25 protein-coding genes are annotated in these 23235 nt (G+C 62.5%); 10 read left to right on the forward strand and 15 right to left on the reverse strand.

Going from position 1 to position 23235, the window contains the following annotated elements; all coding sequences use genetic code 11:
* Window positions 1-66: 66 nt before the first annotated feature.
* From prpC to DGA31_RS18965, 3 genes are read right to left on the reverse strand one after another with little or no spacing between them, the layout of a single operon-like run.
* The gene (prpC, locus tag DGA31_RS18955) at window positions 67-1194 is read right to left on the reverse strand and encodes a bifunctional 2-methylcitrate synthase/citrate synthase (protein WP_109513592.1); all 1128 of its coding nucleotides are present in this window, start codon (window positions 1192-1194) and stop codon (window positions 67-69) included.
* Between the two features lie 56 nt (window positions 1195-1250).
* Window positions 1251-2144: a methylisocitrate lyase gene (prpB, locus tag DGA31_RS18960; protein ID WP_056837411.1), complete on the reverse strand. Its 894-nt coding sequence runs from the start codon at window positions 2142-2144 to the stop codon at window positions 1251-1253.
* Window positions 2141-2848 carry a GntR family transcriptional regulator gene (locus DGA31_RS18965; protein ID WP_056837410.1) on the reverse strand — a complete coding sequence of 236 codons (708 nt, stop codon included), beginning with the start codon at window positions 2846-2848 and terminating at the stop codon, window positions 2141-2143. Before DGA31_RS18965 ends, prpB begins: the two co-directional genes overlap by 4 nt.
* Before the next feature lie 281 nt (window positions 2849-3129).
* Here DGA31_RS18965 and rloA point away from each other — a divergent pair, with 281 nt between their 5' ends.
* The 5 genes from rloA to pabB all read left to right on the forward strand — a co-directional run bounded on the left by rloA (window position 3130) and on the right by pabB (window position 8442).
* Window positions 3130-3660 carry a retropepsin-like aspartic peptidase RloA gene (gene rloA, locus DGA31_RS18970; protein ID WP_056837408.1) on the forward strand — a complete coding sequence of 177 codons (531 nt, stop codon included), beginning with the start codon at window positions 3130-3132 and terminating at the stop codon, window positions 3658-3660.
* Window positions 3661-3664: 4 nt separating this feature from the next.
* A complete protein-coding gene (gene rloB / locus DGA31_RS18975; protein ID WP_056837406.1) occupies window positions 3665-5200 on the forward strand; it encodes an osmotic stress tolerance membrane protein RloB in 1536 nt (511 codons plus the stop codon).
* Window positions 5200-6177: an alpha-L-glutamate ligase-like protein gene (locus DGA31_RS18980; RefSeq protein WP_161959208.1), complete on the forward strand. Its 978-nt coding sequence runs from the start codon at window positions 5200-5202 to the stop codon at window positions 6175-6177. Before rloB ends, DGA31_RS18980 begins: the two co-directional genes overlap by 1 nt.
* A gap of 210 nt (window positions 6178-6387) precedes the next feature.
* Window positions 6388-6939, forward strand: a complete 552-nt coding sequence (locus tag DGA31_RS18985) for a hypothetical protein (protein WP_109513593.1) — start codon at window positions 6388-6390, stop codon at window positions 6937-6939.
* Window positions 6940-7098: 159 nt separating this feature from the next.
* Complete coding sequence (pabB, locus tag DGA31_RS18990) at window positions 7099-8442, forward strand: aminodeoxychorismate synthase component I (RefSeq protein WP_109513594.1); 1344 nt, start codon at window positions 7099-7101, stop codon at window positions 8440-8442.
* Window positions 8443-8536: 94 nt separating this feature from the next.
* Here pabB and thrH read toward each other — a convergent pair whose 3' ends face one another.
* Window positions 8537-9154, reverse strand: coding sequence for a bifunctional phosphoserine phosphatase/homoserine phosphotransferase ThrH (gene thrH / locus DGA31_RS18995; protein WP_109513595.1), 618 nt, complete (start codon window positions 9152-9154; stop codon window positions 8537-8539).
* Between the two features lie 158 nt (window positions 9155-9312).
* Here thrH and DGA31_RS19000 point away from each other — a divergent pair, with 158 nt between their 5' ends.
* The gene (locus tag DGA31_RS19000) at window positions 9313-10047 is read left to right on the forward strand and encodes a phosphoadenylyl-sulfate reductase (RefSeq protein ID WP_109513596.1); all 735 of its coding nucleotides are present in this window, start codon (window positions 9313-9315) and stop codon (window positions 10045-10047) included.
* Window positions 10048-10093: 46 nt separating this feature from the next.
* On the opposite strand, the gene cysB is transcribed toward DGA31_RS19000, so the two are convergent.
* The 4 genes from cysB to DGA31_RS19020 form a co-directional block, all read right to left on the reverse strand.
* Window positions 10094-11068, reverse strand: a complete 975-nt coding sequence (gene cysB / locus DGA31_RS19005; protein WP_056837392.1) for an HTH-type transcriptional regulator CysB — start codon at window positions 11066-11068, stop codon at window positions 10094-10096.
* A gap of 184 nt (window positions 11069-11252) precedes the next feature.
* Window positions 11253-11750 (reverse strand): universal stress protein, encoded by a 498-nt coding sequence (locus tag DGA31_RS19010; RefSeq protein WP_056837390.1) that lies wholly within the window; start codon window positions 11748-11750, stop codon window positions 11253-11255.
* Between the two features lie 94 nt (window positions 11751-11844).
* Window positions 11845-12750, reverse strand: coding sequence for a 5'-nucleotidase (locus tag DGA31_RS19015; protein WP_109513641.1), 906 nt, complete (start codon window positions 12748-12750; stop codon window positions 11845-11847).
* Window positions 12751-12804: 54 nt separating this feature from the next.
* Window positions 12805-13152, reverse strand: a complete 348-nt coding sequence (locus DGA31_RS19020) for a YbbN family protein (protein WP_109513597.1) — start codon at window positions 13150-13152, stop codon at window positions 12805-12807.
* Window positions 13153-13359: 207 nt separating this feature from the next.
* On the opposite strand from DGA31_RS19020, the gene DGA31_RS19025 reads away from it, so the two are divergent.
* On the forward strand, window positions 13360-14436 hold the full coding sequence (locus DGA31_RS19025) for a 3-deoxy-7-phosphoheptulonate synthase (RefSeq protein WP_056837385.1): 1077 nt from the start codon (window positions 13360-13362) through the stop codon (window positions 14434-14436).
* 57 nt (window positions 14437-14493) lie between these two features.
* On the opposite strand, the gene DGA31_RS19030 is transcribed toward DGA31_RS19025, so the two are convergent.
* Complete coding sequence (locus DGA31_RS19030) at window positions 14494-14787, reverse strand: GNAT family N-acetyltransferase (protein WP_056837383.1); 294 nt, start codon at window positions 14785-14787, stop codon at window positions 14494-14496.
* A gap of 517 nt (window positions 14788-15304) precedes the next feature.
* On the opposite strand from DGA31_RS19030, the gene DGA31_RS19035 reads away from it, so the two are divergent.
* Window positions 15305-15556 carry an Lpp/OprI family alanine-zipper lipoprotein gene (locus DGA31_RS19035; protein ID WP_056837380.1) on the forward strand — a complete coding sequence of 84 codons (252 nt, stop codon included), beginning with the start codon at window positions 15305-15307 and terminating at the stop codon, window positions 15554-15556.
* A gap of 149 nt (window positions 15557-15705) precedes the next feature.
* Here the strand turns inward: DGA31_RS19035 and DGA31_RS19040 are convergent, their stop codons facing one another.
* The 3 genes from DGA31_RS19040 to DGA31_RS19050 all read right to left on the reverse strand — a co-directional run bounded on the left by DGA31_RS19040 (window position 15706) and on the right by DGA31_RS19050 (window position 17709).
* Window positions 15706-16674, reverse strand: coding sequence for a L,D-transpeptidase family protein (locus DGA31_RS19040; protein ID WP_109513600.1), 969 nt, complete (start codon window positions 16672-16674; stop codon window positions 15706-15708).
* Between the two features lie 87 nt (window positions 16675-16761).
* Window positions 16762-17046 carry a hypothetical protein gene (locus DGA31_RS19045; RefSeq protein ID WP_056837377.1) on the reverse strand — a complete coding sequence of 95 codons (285 nt, stop codon included), beginning with the start codon at window positions 17044-17046 and terminating at the stop codon, window positions 16762-16764.
* A gap of 57 nt (window positions 17047-17103) precedes the next feature.
* Window positions 17104-17709 carry an arylesterase gene (locus DGA31_RS19050; RefSeq protein ID WP_109513601.1) on the reverse strand — a complete coding sequence of 202 codons (606 nt, stop codon included), beginning with the start codon at window positions 17707-17709 and terminating at the stop codon, window positions 17104-17106.
* Between the two features lie 10 nt (window positions 17710-17719).
* On the opposite strand from DGA31_RS19050, the gene DGA31_RS19055 reads away from it, so the two are divergent.
* On the forward strand, window positions 17720-18403 hold the full coding sequence (locus DGA31_RS19055; RefSeq protein WP_056837373.1) for an ABC transporter ATP-binding protein: 684 nt from the start codon (window positions 17720-17722) through the stop codon (window positions 18401-18403).
* On the forward strand, window positions 18403-20919 hold the full coding sequence (locus DGA31_RS19060) for an ABC transporter permease (protein WP_109513602.1): 2517 nt from the start codon (window positions 18403-18405) through the stop codon (window positions 20917-20919). The genes DGA31_RS19055 and DGA31_RS19060 overlap by 1 nt, the downstream gene beginning before the upstream one ends.
* 392 nt (window positions 20920-21311) lie before the next feature.
* On the opposite strand, the gene DGA31_RS19065 is transcribed toward DGA31_RS19060, so the two are convergent.
* The 3 genes from DGA31_RS19065 to DGA31_RS19075 form a co-directional block, all read right to left on the reverse strand.
* Window positions 21312-21866 (reverse strand): DsbA family protein, encoded by a 555-nt coding sequence (locus DGA31_RS19065; protein ID WP_056837371.1) that lies wholly within the window; start codon window positions 21864-21866, stop codon window positions 21312-21314.
* 81 nt (window positions 21867-21947) lie between these two features.
* Entirely contained in the window at window positions 21948-22268 is a 321-nt protein-coding gene (locus tag DGA31_RS19070; protein WP_109513603.1) for a hypothetical protein, read from the reverse strand.
* Between the two features lie 2 nt (window positions 22269-22270).
* Window positions 22271-23035, reverse strand: coding sequence for an OBAP family protein (locus tag DGA31_RS19075; protein WP_109513604.1), 765 nt, complete (start codon window positions 23033-23035; stop codon window positions 22271-22273).
* Window positions 23036-23235 lie beyond the last annotated feature (200 nt).

Genomic DNA, 23235 nt, shown 5'->3' on the forward strand with positions numbered 1-23235 from the left:
GGGAGGGGCGAGAGGCTCGTGGCTGGCCTCCCTGCCCCGTTCGGGCACCCTGTTCGGGCGCGCCGTTCAGCGCTGCTCGATGGCGACGAACGGGCGCTGCTCGACACCGGTGTACTCGGCGCTCGGGCGGATGATGCGGTTGTTGGCACGCTGCTCGAACACATGCGCCGCCCAGCCGGTCAGCCGCGAACAGACAAAGATGGGCGTAAACAGCTGGGTCGGGATGCCCATGAAGTGATACGCCGAGGCATGGTAGAAGTCGGCATTGGGGAACAGCTTCTTCTGCTCCCACATGACCTTGTCGATGGCCTCGGACACCGGGAACAACACGGTGTCACCGGCCTCGCTGGCCAGTTGCCGCGACCAGTCCTTGATCACCTCGTTGCGCGGGTCCGAATCGCGATAGATCGCATGGCCAAAGCCCATGATCTTGTCCTTGCGCGCCAGCATGTCGAGGGTGCCCTGGGTCGCTTCTTCGGCCGAGGCAAAGCGCTGGATCATCTCCATGGCCGCCTCGTTGGCACCGCCGTGCAACGGCCCGCGCAAGGTGCCGATCGCAGCGGTGATGCACGAGTACAGGTCCGACAGCGTCGAGGCGCAGACCCGTGCGGTGAAGGTCGAGGCGTTGAATTCGTGCTCGGCGTACAAAATCAGCGAAACATTCATGACCTTGCGGTGCAACTCGCTGGGGCTTTTATCCAGCAACAGGTGCAGGAAATGCCCGGCGATGTCGGCCTCGTCAGTCACGCACTCGATGCGCGTGCCGTCGTGGCTGAACCGGTACCAGTAGCACATGATCGCCGGAAAGGCCGCCAGCAGGCGGTCGGTGGCGTCGCGCTGCTGCGCGAACGAGGCTTCGGGCTCCAGCGTGCCGAGCATCGACGCCCCGGTGCGCATCACATCCATCGGATGCGTGCTGGCCGGGATGCGTTCAAGCACTTCCTTGAGCGCAGCCGGCAGGTCGCGCAGGCCCTTGAGGCGCTGCTGGTAGTCGCTCAACTGCGCCTGGTTTGGCAGTTCGCCATCGAGCAACAGGTAGGCGACTTCCTCGAAACTGGCGCCGGCGGCCAGTTCACGCACGTCGTAACCCCGGTAGGTCAGCCCGGCGCCGGCCTGGCCGACGGTCGACAGGGCTGTCTGGCCGGCCACCTGGCCACGCAGGCCGGCGCCACTCAGTACTTTTGCTTCAGCCATTGCATTCTCCGGTTTTCTGTTTTGTCTGAGGATGGGCAATTGTTATCGGACGGCGCTCAACCCTTTTTCTGGGTAAACAACGCATCCAGGCTCTGCTCGAAACGGTGGTAATCGATGGCATCGTACAGTTCCATGCGCGTCTGCATGGTATCGATCACATGCTGTTGCGTGCCGTCGCGGCGAATGGCCGTGAAGACGTTTTCCGCCGCCTTGTTCATGGCCCGGAACGCCGACAGCGGGTAGAGCACCAGCGACACATCCGCCTCGCGCAGTTGCTCGACGGTGAACAGCGGCGTGGCGCCGAATTCGGTGATATTGGCCAGGATCGGCACGCCGACCCGGCGGGCGAACTGTTTGTACATGGCCAGCTCGGTAATGGCTTCGGGGAAGACCATGTCGGCCCCGGCCTCGATGCAGGCGGCGGCGCGCTCCAGCGCAGCGTCCAGGCCTTCGACCGCCAGCGCGTCGGTGCGCGCCATGATCACGAAGCTGGAATCGGTGCGCGCATCCACCGCCGCCTTGATGCGGTCGACCATTTCCTGCTGCGAGACAATCTCCTTGTTGGGCCGGTGGCCGCAACGCTTGGCGCCCACCTGGTCCTCGATATGAATCCCCGCCGCGCCGGCCTTGATCATCGAGCGCACCGTGCGCGCCACGTTGAAGGCCGAGGCACCAAAGCCGGTGTCGGCATCCACCAGCAGCGGCAACTCGCAGACGTCGGTGATGCGTCGCACATCGACCAGCACGTCCTCCAGCCCGGAAATGCCCAGGTCCGGCAGCCCCAGGGAGCCGGCGGCCACACCGCCACCCGACAGGTAGATGGCCTTGAAGCCGGCGCGCTGGGCCAGCAGTGCGTGGTTGGCGTTGATGGTGCCGACCACCTGCAAGGGGTGCTCGCTGGCAACGGCCTCGCGCAGGCGCTGGCCGGGGGTTGTGTGGGGATGACTCATGCTTCACCTCGGTCGGAAGTCGCCTGGTAATGGCGCTCGATGTTGCGTCGGGAGGCGCCGATATGGCGGCGCATCAGGAGTTCGGCCAGTTCGCCATCGCGCTCGGCGATGGCGTCCAGAATACGGTGGTGCTCGGCAAAGGCCTGGCGCGGGCGATTGGGCGTGGAAGAAAACTGGATGCGGTACATGCGCACCAGTTGATACAACTCGCCGCAGAGCATCTGGCTCAGGGTCTGGTTACCGCTGCCCTGGATGATCTGGTAATGAAAGTCGAAATCGCCCTCCTGCTGGTAATAACCGATGCCGGCCTGGAACGCCGCGTCGCGTTCATGGGTGTCGAGCACCCGGCGCAGCTCGTCGATCTGTTCGGCGGTCATGCGTTCGGCCGCCAGACGGCAGGCCAGTCCTTCAAGCGATTCGCGGATCTGGTACAGCTCGATCATCTGCTGGTGAGTCATCGACACCACCCGCGCACCGACATGCGGAACGCGCACCACCAGCCGCTGGCCTTCCAGGCGGTGAATGGCTTCGCGCAGCGGACCGCGGCTGATGCCGTAGGTGCGCGCCAGTTCCGGCTCGGAAATCTTGCTGCCCGGTGCGATCTCGCCCTTGACGATGGCCGCCTGGATACGCCGGAACACGTGCTCGGAAAGTGTTTCGGTTTCTTGCCCGACAGGCAAGGCAGGTTCAAGCGCATCCAGCATAATGTCGACACCTTGATCAGCGAATACCCGATAATCTAGTCATTCACGCCAGATCCGTCAAAGCAAAAAGCCTTATTGTCGACAATCGTCTAATACGGCTTGTTTTTAACATCATTCCTTACCAGCCAGTTCATTACCCGCCTCATGGCTGGTCTCGTCAGGACAGCATGTTAGAATGCCGACCTTTTTCACCCTCCCGATTCATTTCCTGACTTGCGAACCGTCCCGCCAGCCCCAGGGTTGGCGGCACCTCTGATTCGCCCTCATCGCGCCAGAACTCAATGAAACGTTTTACCCTGCTGTGCCTGCTGCTGTTCTCCCTGCCCTGCCTTGCCATCGAGAAATCCGTCTACGGCCTGAACGAATACGCCCGCTTGCCCGAGATCGATCTGGAACTGCCCGCCAAGCTCGACACCGGCGCCCGCACCGCTTCGCTGAGCGCACGCGACATTGACTATTTCCAGCGTGGCGACGAGCAATGGGTGCGCTTTTACCTGGCCATCGACCAGGCGCATGCGCACCCCATCGAACGGCCGCTGGTGCGGGTCGGCAAAATCAAGCGCCGTGCCGATGACGTGGGCGCCACGCCCGAACAGCAATACAGCGCCCGTCCGGTCATCCGTCTGGATGTCTGCCTGGGCAAAGATTTACACAGCCTGGAAGTGAACTTGACCGACCGAAGCGCTTTCCAATACCCGCTTTTGATTGGCGCCGACGCGCTCAAGCGCTTCAACGCGCTGGTCGACCCCAGTCTGAAATATGCCGCCGGCAAGCCCGCCTGCTCCGACAACATCGCTCAAAACGCAGAGTAATCCCATGCGCGCGCTTACCCTCCATCTGAAAGTACTGATCGCCATCCTGGTGACCCTGGGCCTGGCAATCACGCTCTGGCAGGTACTGGTACTCGGCATGCCGATGACCGAAGACGAGACCGATGACCTGTGGAACATCGACGCCAAGGTGGAATTCGTCGCCAGCCCCAAGGATTCGGTCAAGGTGCAGATGTTCGTCCCGCCCCTGGCGCAGGACTACATCAGCCTCAATGAAAGCTTTATATCCAACAATTACGGTGTCAGCGTCAATCGCGTCGACGGTAACCGCAAGGTCACCTGGTCGGCCCGCCGTGCCAATGGCAACCAGACCCTGTATTACCGCCTGGTGCTGACCAAGCGCTACAGCGCCGACAAGCCCAAGCCCAAGGGCCCGATCTTTCGTGACAGCCTGCCGGTCGAAGGCGCCGAAAAGGTCGCCGCCGATGCCTTGCTGGCGCCGATTCGCCAGCACTCGGCTGACGTCGAGACCTTCATCAGCGAAGCCATCAAACGCGTCAACAACCCCAGTGACGACAACGCCCGCCTGCTGCTGGGCGGCGACAGCTCGGCGGCGCGCAAGGCCCAGGTCACCGACCTGCTGCTGTCGATCGCCCATGTGCCGATGGAAAAGGTCCACACCATTCGGCTCGAAGCCGGCCAGCCGCAGGTGCCGGAGTTGTGGGTGCGCAGTTTCAATGGCAAGGAATGGCTGTATTTCAACCCTGAAACCGGTGAATCCGGGCTGCCGGAAGACCGCATGCTGTGGTGGATCGGCGACGAACCGCTGATCACCGTCGAGGGCGGGCGCAAGGCCACGGTCAATTTCACCCTGAACAACAGCGAGATGAACGCCATCCGCCTGGCGCAGCTGACCGACGAAAACACCGACGCCGACTTTTTGTCCTACTCGCTGTACGGCCTGCCGCTGCAGACCCAGCAAAGCTTCATGATCATGGTCATGATCCCGATCGGCGTGCTGGTCATCCTGGTACTGCGCAACCTGATCGGCCTGCAGACCCTGGGCACCTTCACCCCGGTGCTGATCGCCCTGGCCTTTCGCGAGACGCAGCTGGACTTCGGCATCCTGCTGTTTACCGTGATCACCGCGCTGGGGTTGTCGCTGCGCTCCTACCTGGAGCACCTCAAGCTGCAGATGCTGCCACGCCTGTCGGTGGTGCTGACCTTCGTGGTGGTATTGATCGCCGCCATCAGCCTGTTCAGCCATAAACTGGGGCTGGAACGCGGGCTGTCGGTATCGCTGTTCCCGATGGTGATCCTGACCATGACCATCGAGCGCCTGTCGATCACCTGGGAAGAGCGCGGCGCCAGCCACGCCATGAAAGTCGCCATCGGCACGCTGTTCGCGGCCTCGCTGGCCTATCTGATCATGACCGTGCCGCAACTGACCTATTTCGTCTTCACCTTCCCGGCCGTGTTGCTGGTGCTGGTCGGCTTCATGCTGGCCATGGGTCGCTACCGCGGCTACCGCCTGACCGAGCTGGTGCGCTTTCGCGCCTTCCTCAAGGAAGACGCCCAATGATCGGCTGGTGGAAGACCTGGAAGGCGCTGGAAGCCAAGGGCATCATGGGCATCAACCGGCGTAATGCCGACTACGTGCTCAAGTACAACAAGCGCAGCCTGTACCCGATCGTCGATGACAAGATCATCACCAAGGAGCGCGCCATTGCTGCCGGCATCCATGTGCCGCAGATGTACGGGGTGATTTCCACGGAAAAGGAGATCGACAAGCTCGACGCGATCATCGGCGACCGTGACGACTTCGTCATCAAGCCGGCCCAGGGCGCAGGCGGCGACGGCATCATGGTCATCGCCGACCGCTTCGAGGACAACTTTCGCAGCATTTCCGGGCGGCTGGTCAGCCGCTCGGAGATCGAGCACCAGATTTCCAGCATCCTCACCGGCCTGTATTCGCTGGGCGGCCACCGCGACCGGGCGCTGATCGAATACCGGGTGATTCCCGACACCATCTTCAAGAGCATCAGCTACGAGGGCGTACCGGACATCCGCATCATCGTGCTGATGGGCTACCCGGTGATGGCCATGCTGCGCCTGCCGACCCGCCAGTCCGGCGGCAAGGCCAACCTGCACCAGGGCGCCATCGGCGTGGGCGTCGACCTGGCCACCGGCATCACCCTCAAGGGCACCTGGCTGAACCGCATCATCAGCAAGCACCCCGACACCGCCAACGCGGTGGACGGCGTACAACTGCCCTACTGGGACGGCTTCATGAAGCTGGCCGCCGAGTGCTACGAGCTGTGCGGCCTGGGCTACATCGGTGTGGACATGGTGCTGGACCAGGAAAAGGGCCCGCTGATCCTGGAACTCAACGCCCGCCCCGGCCTGAATATCCAGATCGCCAACGACTGCGGCCTGACGTTGCGCACCCAGGCGGTGGAGGCGCACCTGGAAACGCTGGCCCGCGACGGCCATCAGCAAACGTCTGCCGAGCGTGTGCGCTTCGTTCAGCAGTTGTTTGGCCACCCCCATACCGCATGACCCCCTGCCAGGCCCGGTGCGACCTGGCTCCCCGCCCAAATCTGCTGATCTTCAAGCAGGCGTAGCGATCTTGCTACTGGCAATATCGCTAGTTGCCTGAAAGCGCACAGACCGGAAAATGGTCAAACACACGCTGAAGACAGCCCTGCTGGCAATACAGTAAACCCGCTTGACGAAAGAGTCGGCGAGCCCACGATTCAAGGAGGAATCATGATGAAACTCAGCGCACGCCTGTACAAGACAGCGCTCGCGGCAATTGTGGCGAGCCTGGTGCTCGGCGGCTGTAAATCGCCGGTTTACGGCGCAGAATCGGGTGAAGCAACCCGCCCTGTATCCCGTGAGACACCCGTTGGGCAAGTGATCATTTACGACAAACAACAAGACAATGGCGAATTCAAGGAGAATTGCAGGTTTAACTTCAAAACCGAAAGAGTCGACTTTCAAGATGGCGACCACAATTGTACAAATGACAATGCCTATTTTTTCAAACTGGAAAATGTACCTTCGGCGTCGCACGTATCATTCTTTGACGACCCAGACTGCGATGTGGACGAAGGAAACTTTGATTTCAATGTAAAAACCATCAGGAATCCTACGACCATGCAGCACCCCTACAGCCTTAAAACGGCACATGGACAGGAAGTGGGTACAATTCTGGATCCAGGCGGAGTAAGGCTGTTCAGCAAACACGGCGATGAACAAGTAGAAGGCAAACTGAGCTGCGTAAGGATGGAGCTGTCTCCAACACCTGAAAACCCTTGAGGTCACCAGGCCCAGGCGGGCGCGAGTTTCACCAGGCCTCAGGGGCAGCCTTGGGGTCTGTTGCCGTTTCGTCATGGCAACAGAGCCGTGAGCAGGGCTGTCCTGTACGGGCATTGCTGACTACAATCGGCGGTCATTTCGTAGCCACTGTAGTCGACGATGCCAACCTGCACGCTGCATGCCTTGCCATACTTACCTGACCCCGCCACGTATTTCGGGCGTATTGCCCAGGCACCCGGCGCGGTGCTGCTCGACAGCGGGCGGCCAGCCGCCGAGCGCGGCCGCTATGACCTGCTCAGCGCCTGGCCGGTGGCACAGTTGTCTGCTCACACCCATGAAAGTGGCAACCAGTTCCTGCAACGCTTGCGCGACAGCCTGGGTTTGCTGGGCGAGGCCCGGTTGCCCGAGGGCGTAGCCCTGCCCTTTGCCGGCGGCCTGATCGGCTACCTGAGTTATGATTTTGGCCGGTGCCTGGAGCCATTGCCGGCGCTGGCACGCGACGACCTGTCATTGCCCGAGGCGCAGCTGGGCCTGTATGCCTGGGCACTGGTCAGCGACCATCAGGAACGCACCAGCCAACTGGTGTTTCACCCGTCGCTGCCCGAGCTTGAGCGCCTGCGCTTGCAGCACCTGTTCGAAGCAGACTGGCACCCTGATGCAGGCCCCTTCAGGCTTCAGGCAGCCTTTGGCGCCAGCATCGATGCAGGGCAGTACCACAACGCCTTTGATCGTGTGCAAGCCTATATCCAGGCCGGCGACTGCTATCAGGTCAACCTGACCCAGCGTTTCCAGGCACCTTGCAGCGGCAACCCGTGGACGGCCTACACCGCCTTGCGTGGCGCGTGCCCTACCCCCTTCGCCGGTTATCTGGCACTGGGCAATGATGAGGCGATTGTAAGCCTGTCGCCGGAGCGCTTTGTCAGGGTCAGCGACCAGCAGGTCGAGACCCGCCCGATCAAGGGCACACGGCCGCGCGGCCAGGATGCTGCTGAAGATGCCCATCTGGCTCGGGAACTGCTAGACAGCCCCAAGGACCGTGCCGAAAACCTGATGATCGTCGACCTGCTGCGCAACGACATGGGCCGCAATTGCCGCATCGGTTCGGTCAAGGTGCCCGAACTGTTCGCCCTGGAAAGCTACCCCAACGTGCACCACCTGGTCAGCAGCATCACCGGCGAACTGGCACCGGGGCGCGATGTGCTGGACCTGATCGGCGGCAGCTTCCCCGGCGGCTCGATCACCGGCGCGCCGAAGATCCGCGCCATGCAGATCATCGACGAACTGGAACCGTACCGGCGCTCGATCTATTGCGGCTCGTTGCTGTACATCGACGTGCGCGGCGAGATGGACAGCTCCATCGCCATCCGCAGCCTGCTGGTCAAGGATGGAACCGTGTCGTGCTGGGCCGGAGGCGGCATTGTCGCCGACTCCGACTGCGCGGCCGAGTACCAGGAGTGCTTTGCCAAGGTGGGCGTGCTGCTGAAAACGCTGGAGGCACTTTGACCCGGCCTTTGCGAACCTTGCTCTGAGCACATTCGCGACTGCTGGTCGCTACAGGCGTTATGTCGTGCGCAGGGCCAGGCCGGCTGCAGCGCTGTTACAGGCTCAGCGTGCGATTCGAAGCCTTGATGAATTGCTTTTTCAGCGCTTCGAAGGTGTGCACCGCCGGAAACTGCGGGAATTCGCGAATCACGTTCTCGGGGGCATGAAACAGAATCCCGGCGTCGGCTTCGCCCAGCATGGTGGTGTCGTTGTACGAGTCGCCAGCGGCGATCACCCGGTAGTACAGGCTCTTGAAGGCCAGTACCGATTGGCGCTTGGGGTCCTTCTGGCGCAGTTGATAGCTGATGACCCGATCGCTTTCGTCGGTGATCAGGCGGTGGCACAGCAGGGTCGGAAAGCCCAGTTGACGCATCAACGGCTGGGAGAACTCATAGAAGGTATCGGACAGGATCACCACCTGGAAACGCTCGCGCAGCCAGTCGACAAACTCGATGGCGCCGTCCAGTGGCGTGAGGGTGCCGATCACTTCTTGGATGTCGCCCAGCTTCAGGCCGTGCTCGTCAAGAATGCGCAGGCGCTGCTTCATCAGCACGTCGTAGTCGGGAATATCCCGGGTGGTGGCACGCAGAGACTCGATGCCGGTTTTTTCGGCAAAGGCAATCCAGATTTCCGGAACCAGTACACCTTCCAGGTCGAGACAGGCAATTTCCACAGCACACTCCTTGAACAGGCGAAAAGAAGCGGCACTGTAGGGGCTGTGGTCGCTGTTGCGCAAGCCGGGACGATGCGCTCACAGGCAGACGGATTTTGTTACCATGATCGCCACCACGAGCGCTTAAGCGCCACCTTCTGTATTTAGGAACACACCTGATGAGCCAACCTTTCGACGTAGCCGAATTGGCGGCCACGTATGCAAACAAGTCACCCCAGGACATTCTCAAGCTGGCGTTCAGCCATTTTGGCGACGACCTGTGGATCTCCTTCAGCGGCGCCGAAGACGTGGTGCTGGTGGACATGGCCTGGAAGATCAACAAGAACGTCAAGGTGTTCAGCCTCGACACCGGCCGCCTGCACCCGGAAACCTACCGCTTCATCGACCAGGTGCGCGAGACCTATGGCATCGCCATCGAACTGGTCTCGCCGGACCACACAAGGCTTGAGCCCTTCGTCAAGGAAAAGGGCCTGTTCAGCTTCTACAAGGACGGCCATGGCGAATGCTGCGGCATCCGCAAAATCGAGCCGCTGCGGCGCAAGCTCAGCACCGTGAAGGCCTGGGCCACCGGCCAGCGCCGCGACCAGAGCCCCGGCACCCGCAGCCAGGTGGCCGCGCTGGAAATCGACAGCGCCTTCTCGACACCCCAGCGCACGCTGTACAAGTTCAACCCGCTGGCGCAGATGACCAGCGAGGAAGTCTGGGGGTATATCCGCATGCTGGAACTGCCCTACAACAGCCTGCACGAGCGTGGCTTCATCAGCATTGGCTGCGAGCCCTGCACCCGCCCCGTCCTGCCCAACCAGCACGAGCGCGAAGGCCGCTGGTGGTGGGAAGAAGCCACCCAGAAGGAATGTGGCCTGCACGCCGGTAATCTGATTGCCAAGGGGTAAACCGACAGCGCAGGACCGGCCGGTCCTGCAGCGTCGTGCAGTGCGATCAATGCACCGGCAGTTCAACGTCCGCGAACAGGTCTTCGAGTTCCTGCTTGTTATGGCAGTGAATCGCCTTGGCCATCACCTCGCGGGTCAGGTGCGGGGCGAATTTTTCGATGAAGTCGCACATGAAGCCGCGCAGGAAAGTCCCGCGGCGGAAGGCGATCTTGGTCACGCTCGACTCGAACAGATGGCTGGCATCGAGGGCCACTAGGTCGTTGTCCAGCTCATCGTCGACCGCCATGTGAGCGACGATGCCGACGCCCAGGTTCAAGCGCACGTAGGTCTTGATCACGTCGGCGTCGGCGGCGGTGAACACCACCTTGGGCACCAGGCCCCGATGACTGAAGGCTTCGTCGAGCTTGGAGCGTCCGGTAAAGCCGAATACGTATGTCACGATCGGGTATTCGGCCAGCAGCTCCAGGGTCAGCTTGGGCACCTTGGTCAGCGGGTGGCCTTGCGGCACCACCACACAACGGTTCCAGCGATAGCACGGCATCATGATCAGGTCGCCGAACTGCTCCAGCGCCTCGGTGGCGATGGCAAAGTCGACGGTGCCATCGGAGGCCATTTCGGCGATCTGCATCGGCGAGCCCTGGTGCATGTGCAAGGCCACATCCGGGTACTGCTTGATGAAGCTGCTGATGATCGGCGGCAAGGCATAACGCGCCTGGGTATGCGTGGTGGCAATCGACAGGGTGCCCTTCTTCTCGTTGGAGAATTCCTGGGCAATCTGCTTGATGCTCTCGACCTTGCGCAGGATTTCACCGGCGGTGGTAATGATGCGCTCGCCGGCCGGGGTAACGCGGGTCAGGTGCTTGCCGCTGCGGGCAAAGACTTCGACGCCCAGTTCGTCCTCAAGCAGGCGGATCTGCTTGCTGATACCCGGCTGGGAGGTGTACAGGCTCTGCGCCGTCGCGGAAACGTTGAGGTCGTGGTGCGCCACTTCCCAGATGTAGCGCAATTGTTGAAGCTTCATAGAAATCCCTCAAGGCAGATTGACCCGAGACCGGGCGCCGAAACGTAGTGGCGTTCGTCGACTTTTCAGCCAGGTAGTCGGGCATCAGCGACGGTATATAACCGTATCAATGGTAAGAAGAAGAAAGCTAGAACTTTTTATCATCTTTACACGATAATGGCACGCTCCATTTTGACTTCTTCTCCTACTGATCTCGCTCCCTGCTCTGCATCATGGGCACCATGTAAACCGGAACCGCACAGTGCTGCAGAACCCGGGCAGCGGTGCGTCCGACAGGTGCACCCTTGCCAACCATGCGACTGTGACTGCCCAGCACCAGCAAATCGACGGCCAGTTCATGCGCCTGTTCAAGTATCACCTTGCAGGGATCACCCTGAACGACGCGCACCATGCGGATCAAGGCCAGGTCCTGATGCCCTTCTCCCAGTTCCTCACGGAATCCATCGAGCATCCGTTGCTCTATGCCTTCCATGAAGGTACTCACACCCTGGCTGTGCAACTCACGCACCGCGGTCTCGCCCAGGTAGCTTTGCAGCACCGATTCGGCGAATACGCCCAGCGGCTCGACCACATGAATGACATACAACCCGGCATTGAAGGTTCGCGCCAGTGCCAGGGCATGCTGCGTCACATAGGGCGCATACAGACCCAGGTCTGTGGCATACAGCATCGAACGAACCATACAACCTCCCGAACAGCCCGATTGGCGGAGATTGACTGAGCTTAGCAGCGCGCCCGCCAGTGCGACGGCCGCAGACACTGATCGGTGGGGCGTTTCAGGGTTTTGGCTCGTTGCTGATGCCATGCGGCACATGACCGGTGGCCACGAATTGCCTGGCGCGCTCGCAATGCCCGGCCTGATCGTCGAAGAACATGTCGGCCCCGAACGCCTCCAGAAAGGCCGCTTTTTGCAAGCCACCCAGAAACAGCGACTCGTCCAGACGGATATTCCACTCGCGCAAGGTGCGGATGACCCGCTCATGGGCCGGCGCCGAGCGGGCGGTCACCAAGGCTGTGCGCACCGGACAGGCGTGTTCGGGGAACTCACTCTGCAACAGGTTCAGCGCCGCCAGGAACGGCTTGAACGGCCCGCCGCGCAGCGGCTCGCGGGCCGATTGCTGCTCGCTGGCCTGGAATGCGGCCAGGCCGCCGCTCTGGTAGACGCGCTCGGAGTCATCGGCGAACAGCACCGCGTCACCGTCGAAGGCAATGCGCAATTCACTGCCAAAATCGCGCCGCGCCCCGCCACACAGAATGGTTGCGGCGGCAAAACCGGCGTCCAGGGCGCTGCGCACATCCTCGGCGTGGGTGGACAAGAACAGATGGCAGCCAAACGCCGCCAGATAAGGATACGGACTGCGCCCGCCAACGAACGCGGCGCGGGTGATGCCCAGTCCGTAGTGCTGGATCGAATTGAACACCCGCAAGCCGGTGTCGGCGCTGTTGCGCGAGACCAGCACGACCTCCACCCGCTCACGGCCCAGCAGGGCATTGAGGTTCAACAGCTTCTCGGTCAGGTGATACGCCTCGCCGGGCAGCAGCAGCTCATCTTCGTGGTCGATCTGGTACTGGCGGTACGCCTCGACGCCGCTGCTCAGGTACACCGCATGGCTGGCCTCGAGGTCGAACAGGGCCCGTGACGAGATGGCCACGATCAACTTGTCGGTGCTGCCTGAAGCCATGACGGTGCCGCCGTGGAGGGTTGCTGTCATTGTGATACGCATCCTTCTGGTCGTTTACGGTAACTCGTCAGGTTCGCGCTCAAAGGCCTGGGCAATGGCGCGAACCAAGGCTTGCTGATCCAGGCTTGAGCGTATCGCACCCTGAAAGCGGCCGTCGCGCACCGCGAACAAGGCCGGCAAATGAAAGACCTCATAACGCTGCACGGCACCGCCATTGCGGCCGGCATCCACCCAGCACAGGCGCTCCAGCGGCAGGTTCATCAGCGGCAGGCGCTCGCGGGCCCAGTGGCAGCTCGCACAACCCTCACCGGTGAACAGCACCAGCGAGCGCCCTGGCAAGGCCAGCAATTGATGATCGATGTCCAGGTCATTGAGTTGCAACTGTTCCAATACGACGCTCATGCGGGCACCTGTAGCGGGTTGAATGATCGATCAGCGGCAGCACTATACGTCAGGTGGCTTGCCCTGCTGACCATCGGGAACCATCGCCAGCTTGTCGAAACACGCGCTAACGCGCTAAGGTTCTGCACCCCGCACAGCGCAAACCCGCTGGATCCGCCCGCACATCCTGCATCGGCGGCCAGTCACCGTGACCAGATGAGTAACCCGATGGCCGATTTACCGATTGACGACCTCAACGTTGCCTCCAACGAGACGCTGATCACCCCTGACAGGCTCAAGCACGAGATTCCCCTGACCGCTTCGGCGCAGCGGACCGTGAGTGAAGGCCGTGAAGTGATCCGCAACATCCTCGATGGCAAGGACCACCGCCTGTTCATCGTGGTCGGGCCTTGCTCGATCCACGACCTCAAGGCTGCCAAGGAGTACGCCGAGCGTCTCAAGGCGTTGTCTGCCGAAGTGTCGGACACCCTTTATCTGGTCATGCGCGTGTATTTCGAGAAGCCACGCACGACGGTTGGCTGGAAAGGCCTGATCAACGATCCGTACCTGGACGACTCGTTCAAGATCCAGGACGGGCTGCACATCGGTCGCCAGTTGCTGCTGGACCTGGCCGAGATGGGCCTGCCGACGGCCACCGAAGCCCTGGACCCGATCTCGCCGCAGTACCTGCAGGACCTGATCAGCTGGTCGGCCATCGGCGCGCGCACCACCGAATCGCAGACTCACCGCGAAATGGCCTCGGGCCTGTCCTCGGCGGTCGGCTTCAAGAACGGCACCGACGGCGGCCTGACCGTGGCCATCAATGCCTTGCAATCGGTCTCCAAGCCGCATCGCTTCCTGGGCATCAACCAGGAAGGCGGCGTCTCGATCGTCACCACCAAGGGCAATGCCTACGGTCATGTGGTGCTGCGTGGCGGCAACGGCAAGCCCAACTATGATTCGGTCAGCGTGGCGCTGTGCGAGCAGGCCCTGAACAAGGCCGGCGTGGTCCCCAACATCATGGTCGACTGCAGCCATGCCAACTCCAACAAGGACCCGGCCCTGCAGCCTCTGGTCATGGAGAACGTGGCCAACCAGATTCTTGAAGGCAACCAGTCGATCATCGGCCTGATGGTCGAAAGCCACCTGAACTGGGGCGCACAATCGATTCCCAAGGACCTGGCCGAACTGCAATACGGCGTCTCGGTCACCGATGCCTGCATCGACTGGCAAGCCACCGAGAAGACCCTGCGCAGCATGCACGCCAAGCTCAAGGACGTCTTGCCGGCGCGCCAGCGCGGCTGACAGAGGGCAGACACGAAAACGCCGGGCAATGCCCGGCGTTTTTCATGCAGCGCCGCCTCAGCCGCGTACGTTCTGGTCCCCGCTCCTGAGCTCATGGCGCTCCATGTAGCGCTCGACATAAGAGCATGAGGGAATCACCGTATAGCCGCCCTTGTCGGCAAACGCCAGTGCCTGTTCGGTCAGTGCCGCCGCAATGCCGCGACCGCGCAACGCATCGGGTACGAACGTGCGGTAAAAATCCAGGGTCTGCTGACCCAGGTCCATGTAGGTCAGGTAGGCTCGATGGCCATCGATATCAATGGTGAATTGATGCCCTGCCTGATCATGGTGGATGGAAAACGCCTCGCTCATCATTACTCCTAGCGGGTCTTGGAATTGGACCCCTACCTTACCGATGTTTTTCCGGCGAAGGAACCTCTACGCCACCTGTGCCTGACTGGACACCGGTAACAGCATGGCCGATTACCCTTAACAGCACCCGCAAATAGTAGGCGCCATTGTACGCTGTGCTCAAGAGCCCGCGCGCTTAAAAACGTGCATGATCGAATCGGCAGGGCCCCATTGAACCGGGACACCCCGGAAGTTGTCCATTGAGACGCTCGCCCGCCGGTAAAGTCACGGTGGCCATGCGGTTCACTGTCATGTTCCGGACATGACACTGTGCAATCACAGGGGGGCGCAGCCAGGCGGTGCGTTTTTAAACAATTCGCTTGAGAAGTATGATGGAAGACTTTAAAAGGCAAGAATTTTACCGGTATCTTGCGCTTCGTCCGTTTACTTACTACAAACAATGAGTACCATGTACGCCAGTCATTTTCTCACTTCGAGAGGTGACGTATTTGAAGAAAAGTCCTTGAAGGGGAACCCGATGAATAACGTTCTGAAACTTTCTGCACTGGCCCTGGCTGCTGTTCTGGCTACCGGTTGCAGCAGCGTATCGAAAGAAACCGAAGCTCGCCTGACCGCTACCGAAGACGCCGCTGCTCGTGCACAATCGCGCGCTGACGAAGCCTATCGCAAGGCTGACGAAGCTCTGGCTGCCGCTCAAAAAGCCCAGCAGACTGCCGACGAAGCCAACGAGCGCGCTCTGCGCATGCTCGACAAGGCAAGCCGCAAGTAATAGTCCCTTCGGGATTATGAAAAGGCCGACCCGCTTGCGCGGGTCGGCCTTTTTTATGCCTGCCGGCTGCTGCCGTGCGCGGGCGCTTATGCGCAAGGGGCTTGTGTGAGGGAGCTGGTGTGGGAGGGGGCATTCCGGCAAGCGCGCGCCTACCAGACCACTTGCTGTTCTGGCGCGGCATTGGGGGCACTGGCCACTGGCACGGCAATCTCCGTGGGCATGCCTTCTTCGGCAGCGACCACATCGCGCACGGTGTCCCAGTTGGTGCGCATGCTGCCGGCCAGGCCTTCATGCTTGAGCAGGGTATTGATCACCGCCGTGTGCTTGTCGACCACTGACGGGTTGCCCTCCTCGTCCAGCGGCGTGTGCGCCTCCAGCCAGACCTTGCCGCCACTGACACCGAACTTGTACGGCTCGTTGATGATTCGCACCGGGGTGCCCACCGGCGCAAGGTCGGCCAGCTCCAGCACATTGTTGTTGTACATGCGAAAGCAGCCGTGGCTGGTGCGCATACCGATACCGAATTTCTTGTTCGACCCATGGATCAGGTAACCCGACATGCCCAGGCCGAACTTGAACGGCCCCAGCGGGTTGTCGGGACCGGCCGGCACCACAGTCGGCAGGATGTCACCCTCGGCGGCGTGCTCGGCACGGATCGAGGCCGGCGGTGTCCAGGTCGGGTTCGGCGTCTTGGCCACCACCCTGGTGTTGCCGATCGGCGAACCCCAGCCCTCACGGCCAATGCCCAGAGCGTAGGTATAGACCGTGTTCTTGCCCTTGGGGTAGTAATACAGGCGGTACTCAGCCAGGTTGATCACGATGCCCTCGCGCGGGCCCGGCGGCAGGATGAAGCGGGTCGGCAGGGTGATTTTCGTGCCGGCGCCAGGCAACCAGGCATCCACGCCGGGGTTGGCGGCGATCATCTCCAGATAGCCTAGGCCATAACGGGTGCCCAGGTCGGCGAAGGTGTCTTCGTACTGGGCTTCGATGATCTGCTCCTGGCCGACGATGTCTTCGCCCGGCGCGGGCAAGGGCAGTTCGATGGCATGGGCAGAACCGGCTGCCCACAGTGCAACCAGAGACAGACAGCGGGCAACGACAGGAATGCGCGACAACATCCGGTGAATCCTTCGGCTGAACGGGACAATAAGATGGGCAGTGTACACCAGCACTACAAGGGCGGAAGTACGAGCGTGTCTGGCGGTTTACAGCTCAGGCCAGATCGGCTTCATGCCCCGGCGCTGGGCATCGAGAATGGCCTTGCACAGCGGGCACAGCCGCTCATCCTGCAACACCGGTGTCTGCGCCTGTAACAGACGCGGCTGGGCCGGCAGCAGCGTGCCGCACAGCGTACGGTCGGCCGAGCCGCCCAGGACCAGTTGGCGAGCGATCAGATGGACCTTGACCTCCTGACAGGCGAACAGGTCAAGCTGATCGTCCGGTTCGATCATTTGGTAGGCATACAAGGACCAGGCGGGGCGCGGCGGCATGAAGGGCTCCGGTGAAGGGGGCGCCACCTTAGCCGAAAGTGTGCGCCCGGAAAAGCCTCAAAGCAGCGGTTTCAGCGTCGGCCAGACATTTTCCAGCAAGGTCGCCTGGGCGCCGGCCGCCGGATGCAGGCCATCGTCCTGCATCATGCCCGGTACGCCGCCCACCCCTTCAAGAAAAAACGGCACGAACGGGACCTTTTTCTCCTCGGCCAGGCTGGCATAGACCTTCTCGAACGCTTGGGTGTAGCGTGGCCCATAGTTGGGCGGAATGCGCATGCCCAGCAGCAGCACCTTGGCGCCGGCCTTTTGCGACTGCTCGATCATCGATGCAAGATTTTGTTGCAATTGTGCCGGCTGCTGCCCACGCAGGCCGTCGTTGCCCCCCAGTTCAAGCACCACCACAGAGGGCTTATGCTCTGCAAGCAGCGCCGGTAGCCGCGCCAGCCCCCCGGCACTGGTGTCGCCACTGATAGAGGCATTGACCACCTTGTCATCCAGACCCTGTGCCTGCAGACGCTGTTGCAGCAGGCTGACCCACCCTTGACGGGTATCCAGCCCAAAAGCCGCGCTGATACTATCCCCAACGATCAATACCGTACCCGCCATTGCGCCCTGTGACAGCAGCAGTAAACCCAGGGCAGCACTTAATAACCACGCACGCATCGGACTCTCCATGAGTGAAAGTATTCTCAGTGCCCAAAGCCTCAGCAAAGTGGTCCCCAGCACCGAAGGTGACCTGACCATCCTGCACGAACTTTCTCTGGAACTGAACAAGGGCGACTCTTTGGCCATTGTCGGCGCCTCGGGTTCCGGCAAATCGACCCTGCTGGGCCTGCTCGCCGGCCTGGACCTGCCCAGCGCCGGCAACGTGACGCTGGCAGGCAACACCCTCAGTCAACTGGACGAAGACGAACGCGCCCGGGTCCGCGCCGAGCACGTCGGCTTTGTGTTCCAGTCGTTCCAGTTGCTCGACAGCCTCAATGCCCTGGAAAACGTCATGCTGCCCATGGAGCTTGAAGGCCGCAAGGACGCCCGCGAGCGCGCCCGCACCCTGCTCGAGCGGGTCGGCCTGGGCCAGCGCCTGACCCACACCCCACGCCAGCTGTCCGGTGGCGAGCAGCAACGGGTGGCCATCGCCCGCGCCTTTGCCGCCGACCCTGCGGTGCTGTTCGCCGACGAACCGACCGGCAACCTCGACAGTCATACCGGCGAGCGCATCAGCGACCTGTTGTTCGAACTGAACAAGGAACGCAACACGACCCTGGTGCTGGTTACCCATGACGAGCGGCTGGCGCAGCGTTGCCGTCGCCTGATCCGCCTTGAAGCCGGGCGCCAGATCGCCCCTCTGGAGCCTTGATGGCCCGCATGCCCTTATCGCGTCTGTTCAGCCTTGCCACCCGCCAACTGCAGCGCGATGCCCGCGCCGGCGAGTTGCGGGTCCTGTTCTTCGCCTTGCTGGTGGCAGTGGCCGCCAGCACCGCCATCGGCTACTTCGGCGCGCGCCTGAACGCCGCCATGCTGTTGCGCGCCACCGAATTCCTCGGTGCCGACCTCATTCTTGAAGGCTCAAGCCCCGCCACCGCCGAACAACGCGCCGCCGGTGAGCAGTTGAAACTGGGCCACGCCCGCATCGTGATCTTTTCCAGCGTGATCGCCACCGACGACGGTATCCAGCTGTCGAGTATCAAGGCGGTCGACAATGCCTATCCGCTGCGCGGCGAGCTGAAAAGCGCCGCCGACCTCTATCAGCCCGATCAGGTCAGCACAGGCCCCGCTCCCGGTGAAGCCTGGGCCGAGGCGCGCCTGCTGCCGGCGGTCAACCTCAAGGTCGGCGACATGATCGACGTCGGCGCCAAACCCTTGAAGCTGACGCGCATCCTCACCTATGAACCGGACCGCGCCGGCAATTTCTACAGCCTGACCCCTCGGGTGATGATCAACCTGCAGGACCTGGAGGCCACCGGCGTGGTGCAGCCCGGCAGCCGGGTGAGTTTTCGCGAAATGTGGAGCGGCCCGCCTGAAGCCCTGGCGGCCTATCGCAAGGCCATCGAACCGGGCCTGCAGGCCCACCAGGAGATCAAGGACGCCCGCGACGGCAGCCAGCAGATCGGCGGCGCGCTGGGCAAGGCCGAACGTTACCTGAACATGGCCAGCCTGGTTGCCGTGTTGCTGGCCGGCGTGGCGGTGGCCATGTCGGCGGCGCGCTTTGCCACACGGCGTTTCGATGCCAGCGCCCTGCTGCGCTGCCTGGGACTGTCACGCCGCGAAGCGCTGGTGCTGTTCAGCCTGCAACTGGCAATCATCGGCCTGCTGGCCAGCCTGGCCGGTGCGCTGCTGGGCTGGCTGGCGCAACTGGGGCTGTTTGCCCTGCTGCATAACCTGTTGCCGGCCAGCGTGCCGCCCGGCGGTATCGTGCCGGCCCTGGCGGGCATCGGCACCGGGCTGGTGGCCCTGGCCGGCTTCGCCCTGCCGCCCCTGGCCGCCCTGGGCCGGGTGCCGCCCTTGCGCGTGCTGCGCCGCGACATGTTGCCGGTGCCGGCCAGTTCCTGGCTGGTGTACGGCACCGCCATCGTGGCGCTGGGCCTGATCATGTGGCGCCTGAGCCTGGACCTGGTGCTGACCTTTGCCCTGCTGGGCGGCGGCATTGTCGCCGCCCTGGTATTTGGCGCCCTGTTGCTGGTCGGCCTGAACAGCCTGCGTCGCCTGCTGGCCGGCGCCCCGCTGCCCTGGCGCCTGGGCCTGGGCCAGTTGCTGCGCCACCCACTGGCAGCCGCCGGGCAATCCCTGGCCTTCGGCCTGATCCTGCTGGCGATGGGTCTGATTGCCCTGCTGCGCGGCGAGCTGCTCGACACCTGGCAAAACCAGTTGCCCGAAGATGCCCCCAACTACTTCGTGCTCAACGTGTTGCCCGCCGACAAGGACAACTTCGCCCGCACCCTGACCGGCCTGTCCAGCCACTCGGCACCGCTGTACCCGGTGGTGCCGGGCCGCCTGGTGAGCATCAACGACAAGCCGGTCAACGAGTTCGTGACCAAGGACTCGCGTGGCGAGAACGCCACCCGTCGCGACCTGAACCTGACCTGGGCGGCCGACATGCCCGAAGGCAACACCATCACCGCCGGCCAGTGGTGGCAGGCCAACGAAGCGCCAGCCGCTGCCGATGCGATGCCACGGGTGTCGGTGGAGGCCAAACTGGCCGACAGCCTGGGCATCAAGCTCGGAGACCGGCTGGGCTTCACGGTGGGCGGTCTGACCCGCGAGACCGTAGTCAGCAGCCTGCGTGAGGTCAACTGGGACACGTTCCAGCCGAACTTTTTCATCATCTTCCAGCCCGGCACCCTGACCGACCTGCCGACCACCTTCATGACCAGCTTCTATGTGGCACCGGGCAACGACCGGCAGATCGTCGAGCTGTCGCGGACTTACCCGTCGATCAGCATTCTGGGCGTGGAAGCCTTGCTGGCGCAGGTGCGCAGCATTCTCGATCAGGTGACGCTGGCGGTGCAGTTCGTGTTGCTGTTCGTGCTGGCGGCGGGCGTGGCGGTGCTGTTCTCCGGCTTGCAGGCCACCCTGGACGAGCGCATTCGCCAGGGCGCTTTGCTGCGGGCGCTGGGGGCCCGGCGGGCCTTGCTGATCACGTCGCGGCGCATCGAGTTCGGCCTGCTTGGCGCGGCCAGCGGCCTGCTGGCGGCACTGGGCTGCGAACTGGTGAGTTTTGTGCTGTACCGGTTTGCCTTCGACCTGCAATGGTCGCCGCACCCGTGGCTGCTGGTCCTGCCACTGATCGGCGCCCTCTTGGTCGGCGGCGCGGGCGTCTACGGCACCCGCCGCGCGCTCAACGCCAGCCCGCTGAGCGTGTTGCGCGAGGGATAGATGGACAGGACGCCGGGCTGGGGGGGTGTAGGAGCCCGCTTGCCGGCGACCGGCTGCGTTAGCAGTCGTAGATTTGTAGCGTTTCGCAGATTTTTCGAGCGCTGCGCACTCGGTCGCGGGCAAGCCGGCGACCGGCTGCGTTAGCAGTCGTAGATTTGTAGCGTTTCGCAGATTTTTCGAGCGCTGCGCACTCGGTCGCGGGCAAGCCGGCGACCGGCTGCGTTAGCAGTCGTAGATTTGTGGCGTTTCGCAGATTTTGCGAGCGCTGCGCACTCGGTCGCGGGCAAGCCGGCGACCGGCTGCGTTAGCAGTCGTAGATTTTTGGCGTTTCGCAGATTTTGCGAGCGCTGCGCACTCGGTCGCGGTGGTCCGGCATTCCGGCAAGCGCGCTCCTACAGGACCTTGGCCATCCACTGTTCGACCGTGTCGCCACTGCCCAGGTCGGCCTGCACCAGGCCGTCGACCATGAAGGTCGGTGACACATGGATTCCGTTCTGCCGGGCGTATTTGCTATGCCACTTGATGGCGTGCTCCAGTTCCGGCTGGTCGAATGCTTCGCTCAGCTTCACGCCGCTGTAGCCTTCCAGGCGGGCGATGATGTCGTTGGGCGTGGCGTCGCGGTTAGGGCCGGTGGCGTGGTGGTCGAACTCGAATTCAGCACGGTGCGCGGCAATCGCCGCCATCACTGTCCAGGCCGTGTCCTTGCCGCCTTCCAGGGTGGAGGCTGCCAGGATGCAGCGCACCAGCACCCCTGAATACAGGTGCCACGGCTGCGACTGCAGGCGCACCTTGACGGTGATGCGTGTCTCGCCCGCCTGCGCCAGTAGGGCCTTGAGCTTGCCAAAAGCCCTGACCGAGTACGGGCAGGTCGGTTCGAGAAACACTTCGAAGGTGCGTGGGCCGTGCCCCCATACCAGCGGGTCGGCATTCCAGGCAGACGTTTGCATGATCACTCCTCAGGTTCAAAGGGTTTGACGGTAGCATCGCCGGGGCCGGGATCACTATCGCCGCTGTGCCTTGTACGCCGCTCAATCGCCTGTCAGTGCGGCATACCAGTCGGCGTACGGGGTGTTATGGACCTTGTAGCGATTGAAATCCGGTGCGCCATCGGTCCACCACACCGCCCCCCGCTCGCCCAGATGCACCTTGCAGGCATCGACCTGGGCGCGCGCCTTGCGCAAGCCGGCCGGGTCTTCATGAGTCTTGGCCCGTCGCACGTCACGGCGGGCAGCCATCAGTTCATCGACCCAATGTTGGCGCTGCGCGTCGGGCAACGCCGGATTGCTGCAACGCCACAGCCGTTCCCGGACCACAAAATAGCGCCCGTCGGGAGTCGTCGGGTAGCGCATGCTCAGGGTGTTGCCCCGTGGCGATGACTGCCGGTGGGGTCAGGAATCTGGAACACCTTGCCGCGCTGCCAGGCATCGGCACCAGGGTCGATGGCCGGGGCAGCAATGTCCTGGCGATCACGTTTTTTCGCCTCGCTGTCGACCCCGAAGCGCTTGTCACGTTCAGCCACCCTGCCCGGTTCGATCTGACCGTCAGCGGTGAAGCCCATCATCAATTGCGGCACGCCCAGCGGCAGGGTTTTCTGCTGGTCGGTGTGCCAGGTGTGCCAGGTCTTGCCGTAGGTGCCGACCAGCTTCTGCATCAAGGCATGCTCGGCCGGCTCAGGAATGCCGGGGGCAATCAATTGCCCGGACTTCACCTCATGCACATGGCTGTGCCAAAGCTGCTTTTCTTCGGCGGGCAGGCCGGCAAACAGCCGGGCGCTGATGATGTATTCCACCCCCATCAATTTGGCGTCCTTGAGGTTGCCGTCGTAGATCACGCACTGGATCACCTCCTCGTTGAGGATCGAGCAGTAGTGATGCGCTTCCATCTGCGCCTGCGGATGGCCATTGTAGAAGTGAAAGCCATCCAGGTAGGCATTGAGCGCCGCAATGGGCGGATGCCCCTGCATGAGGTCGGCACCGCTTTCCAGGGCCTGGGTCAGGGGTTTCTTGGCGGCGCCCGGCGCATCCACCGCAGACGGGCTGTCGTGGCTGGCGCAGGCGGCCAGCAGGCTTGAACAGGCCAGCACGGCCAGGGTCTTGTGCACGGCATCCTTGATCATGAGAACCTCCATTGTCAGCGTTACCAGCAAAGACCCGCATGCCGCTGGACGGTTCAAAGAAGATGACTTGCGCACCGATGGCAGGCAGGCCATGAGCGACGCGTTGCTGTACCCTGCAACAAGGTTTCACAGTGCCTCGATGCAACGGCACAGAACATCCAGGCACCTCGACAGTCCCATGCACAGAACAACCGCAGGTC

The sequence above is a fragment of the Pseudomonas ovata genome, assembly GCF_003131185.1.
Lineage (GTDB): Bacteria > Pseudomonadota > Gammaproteobacteria > Pseudomonadales > Pseudomonadaceae > Aquipseudomonas > Aquipseudomonas ovata.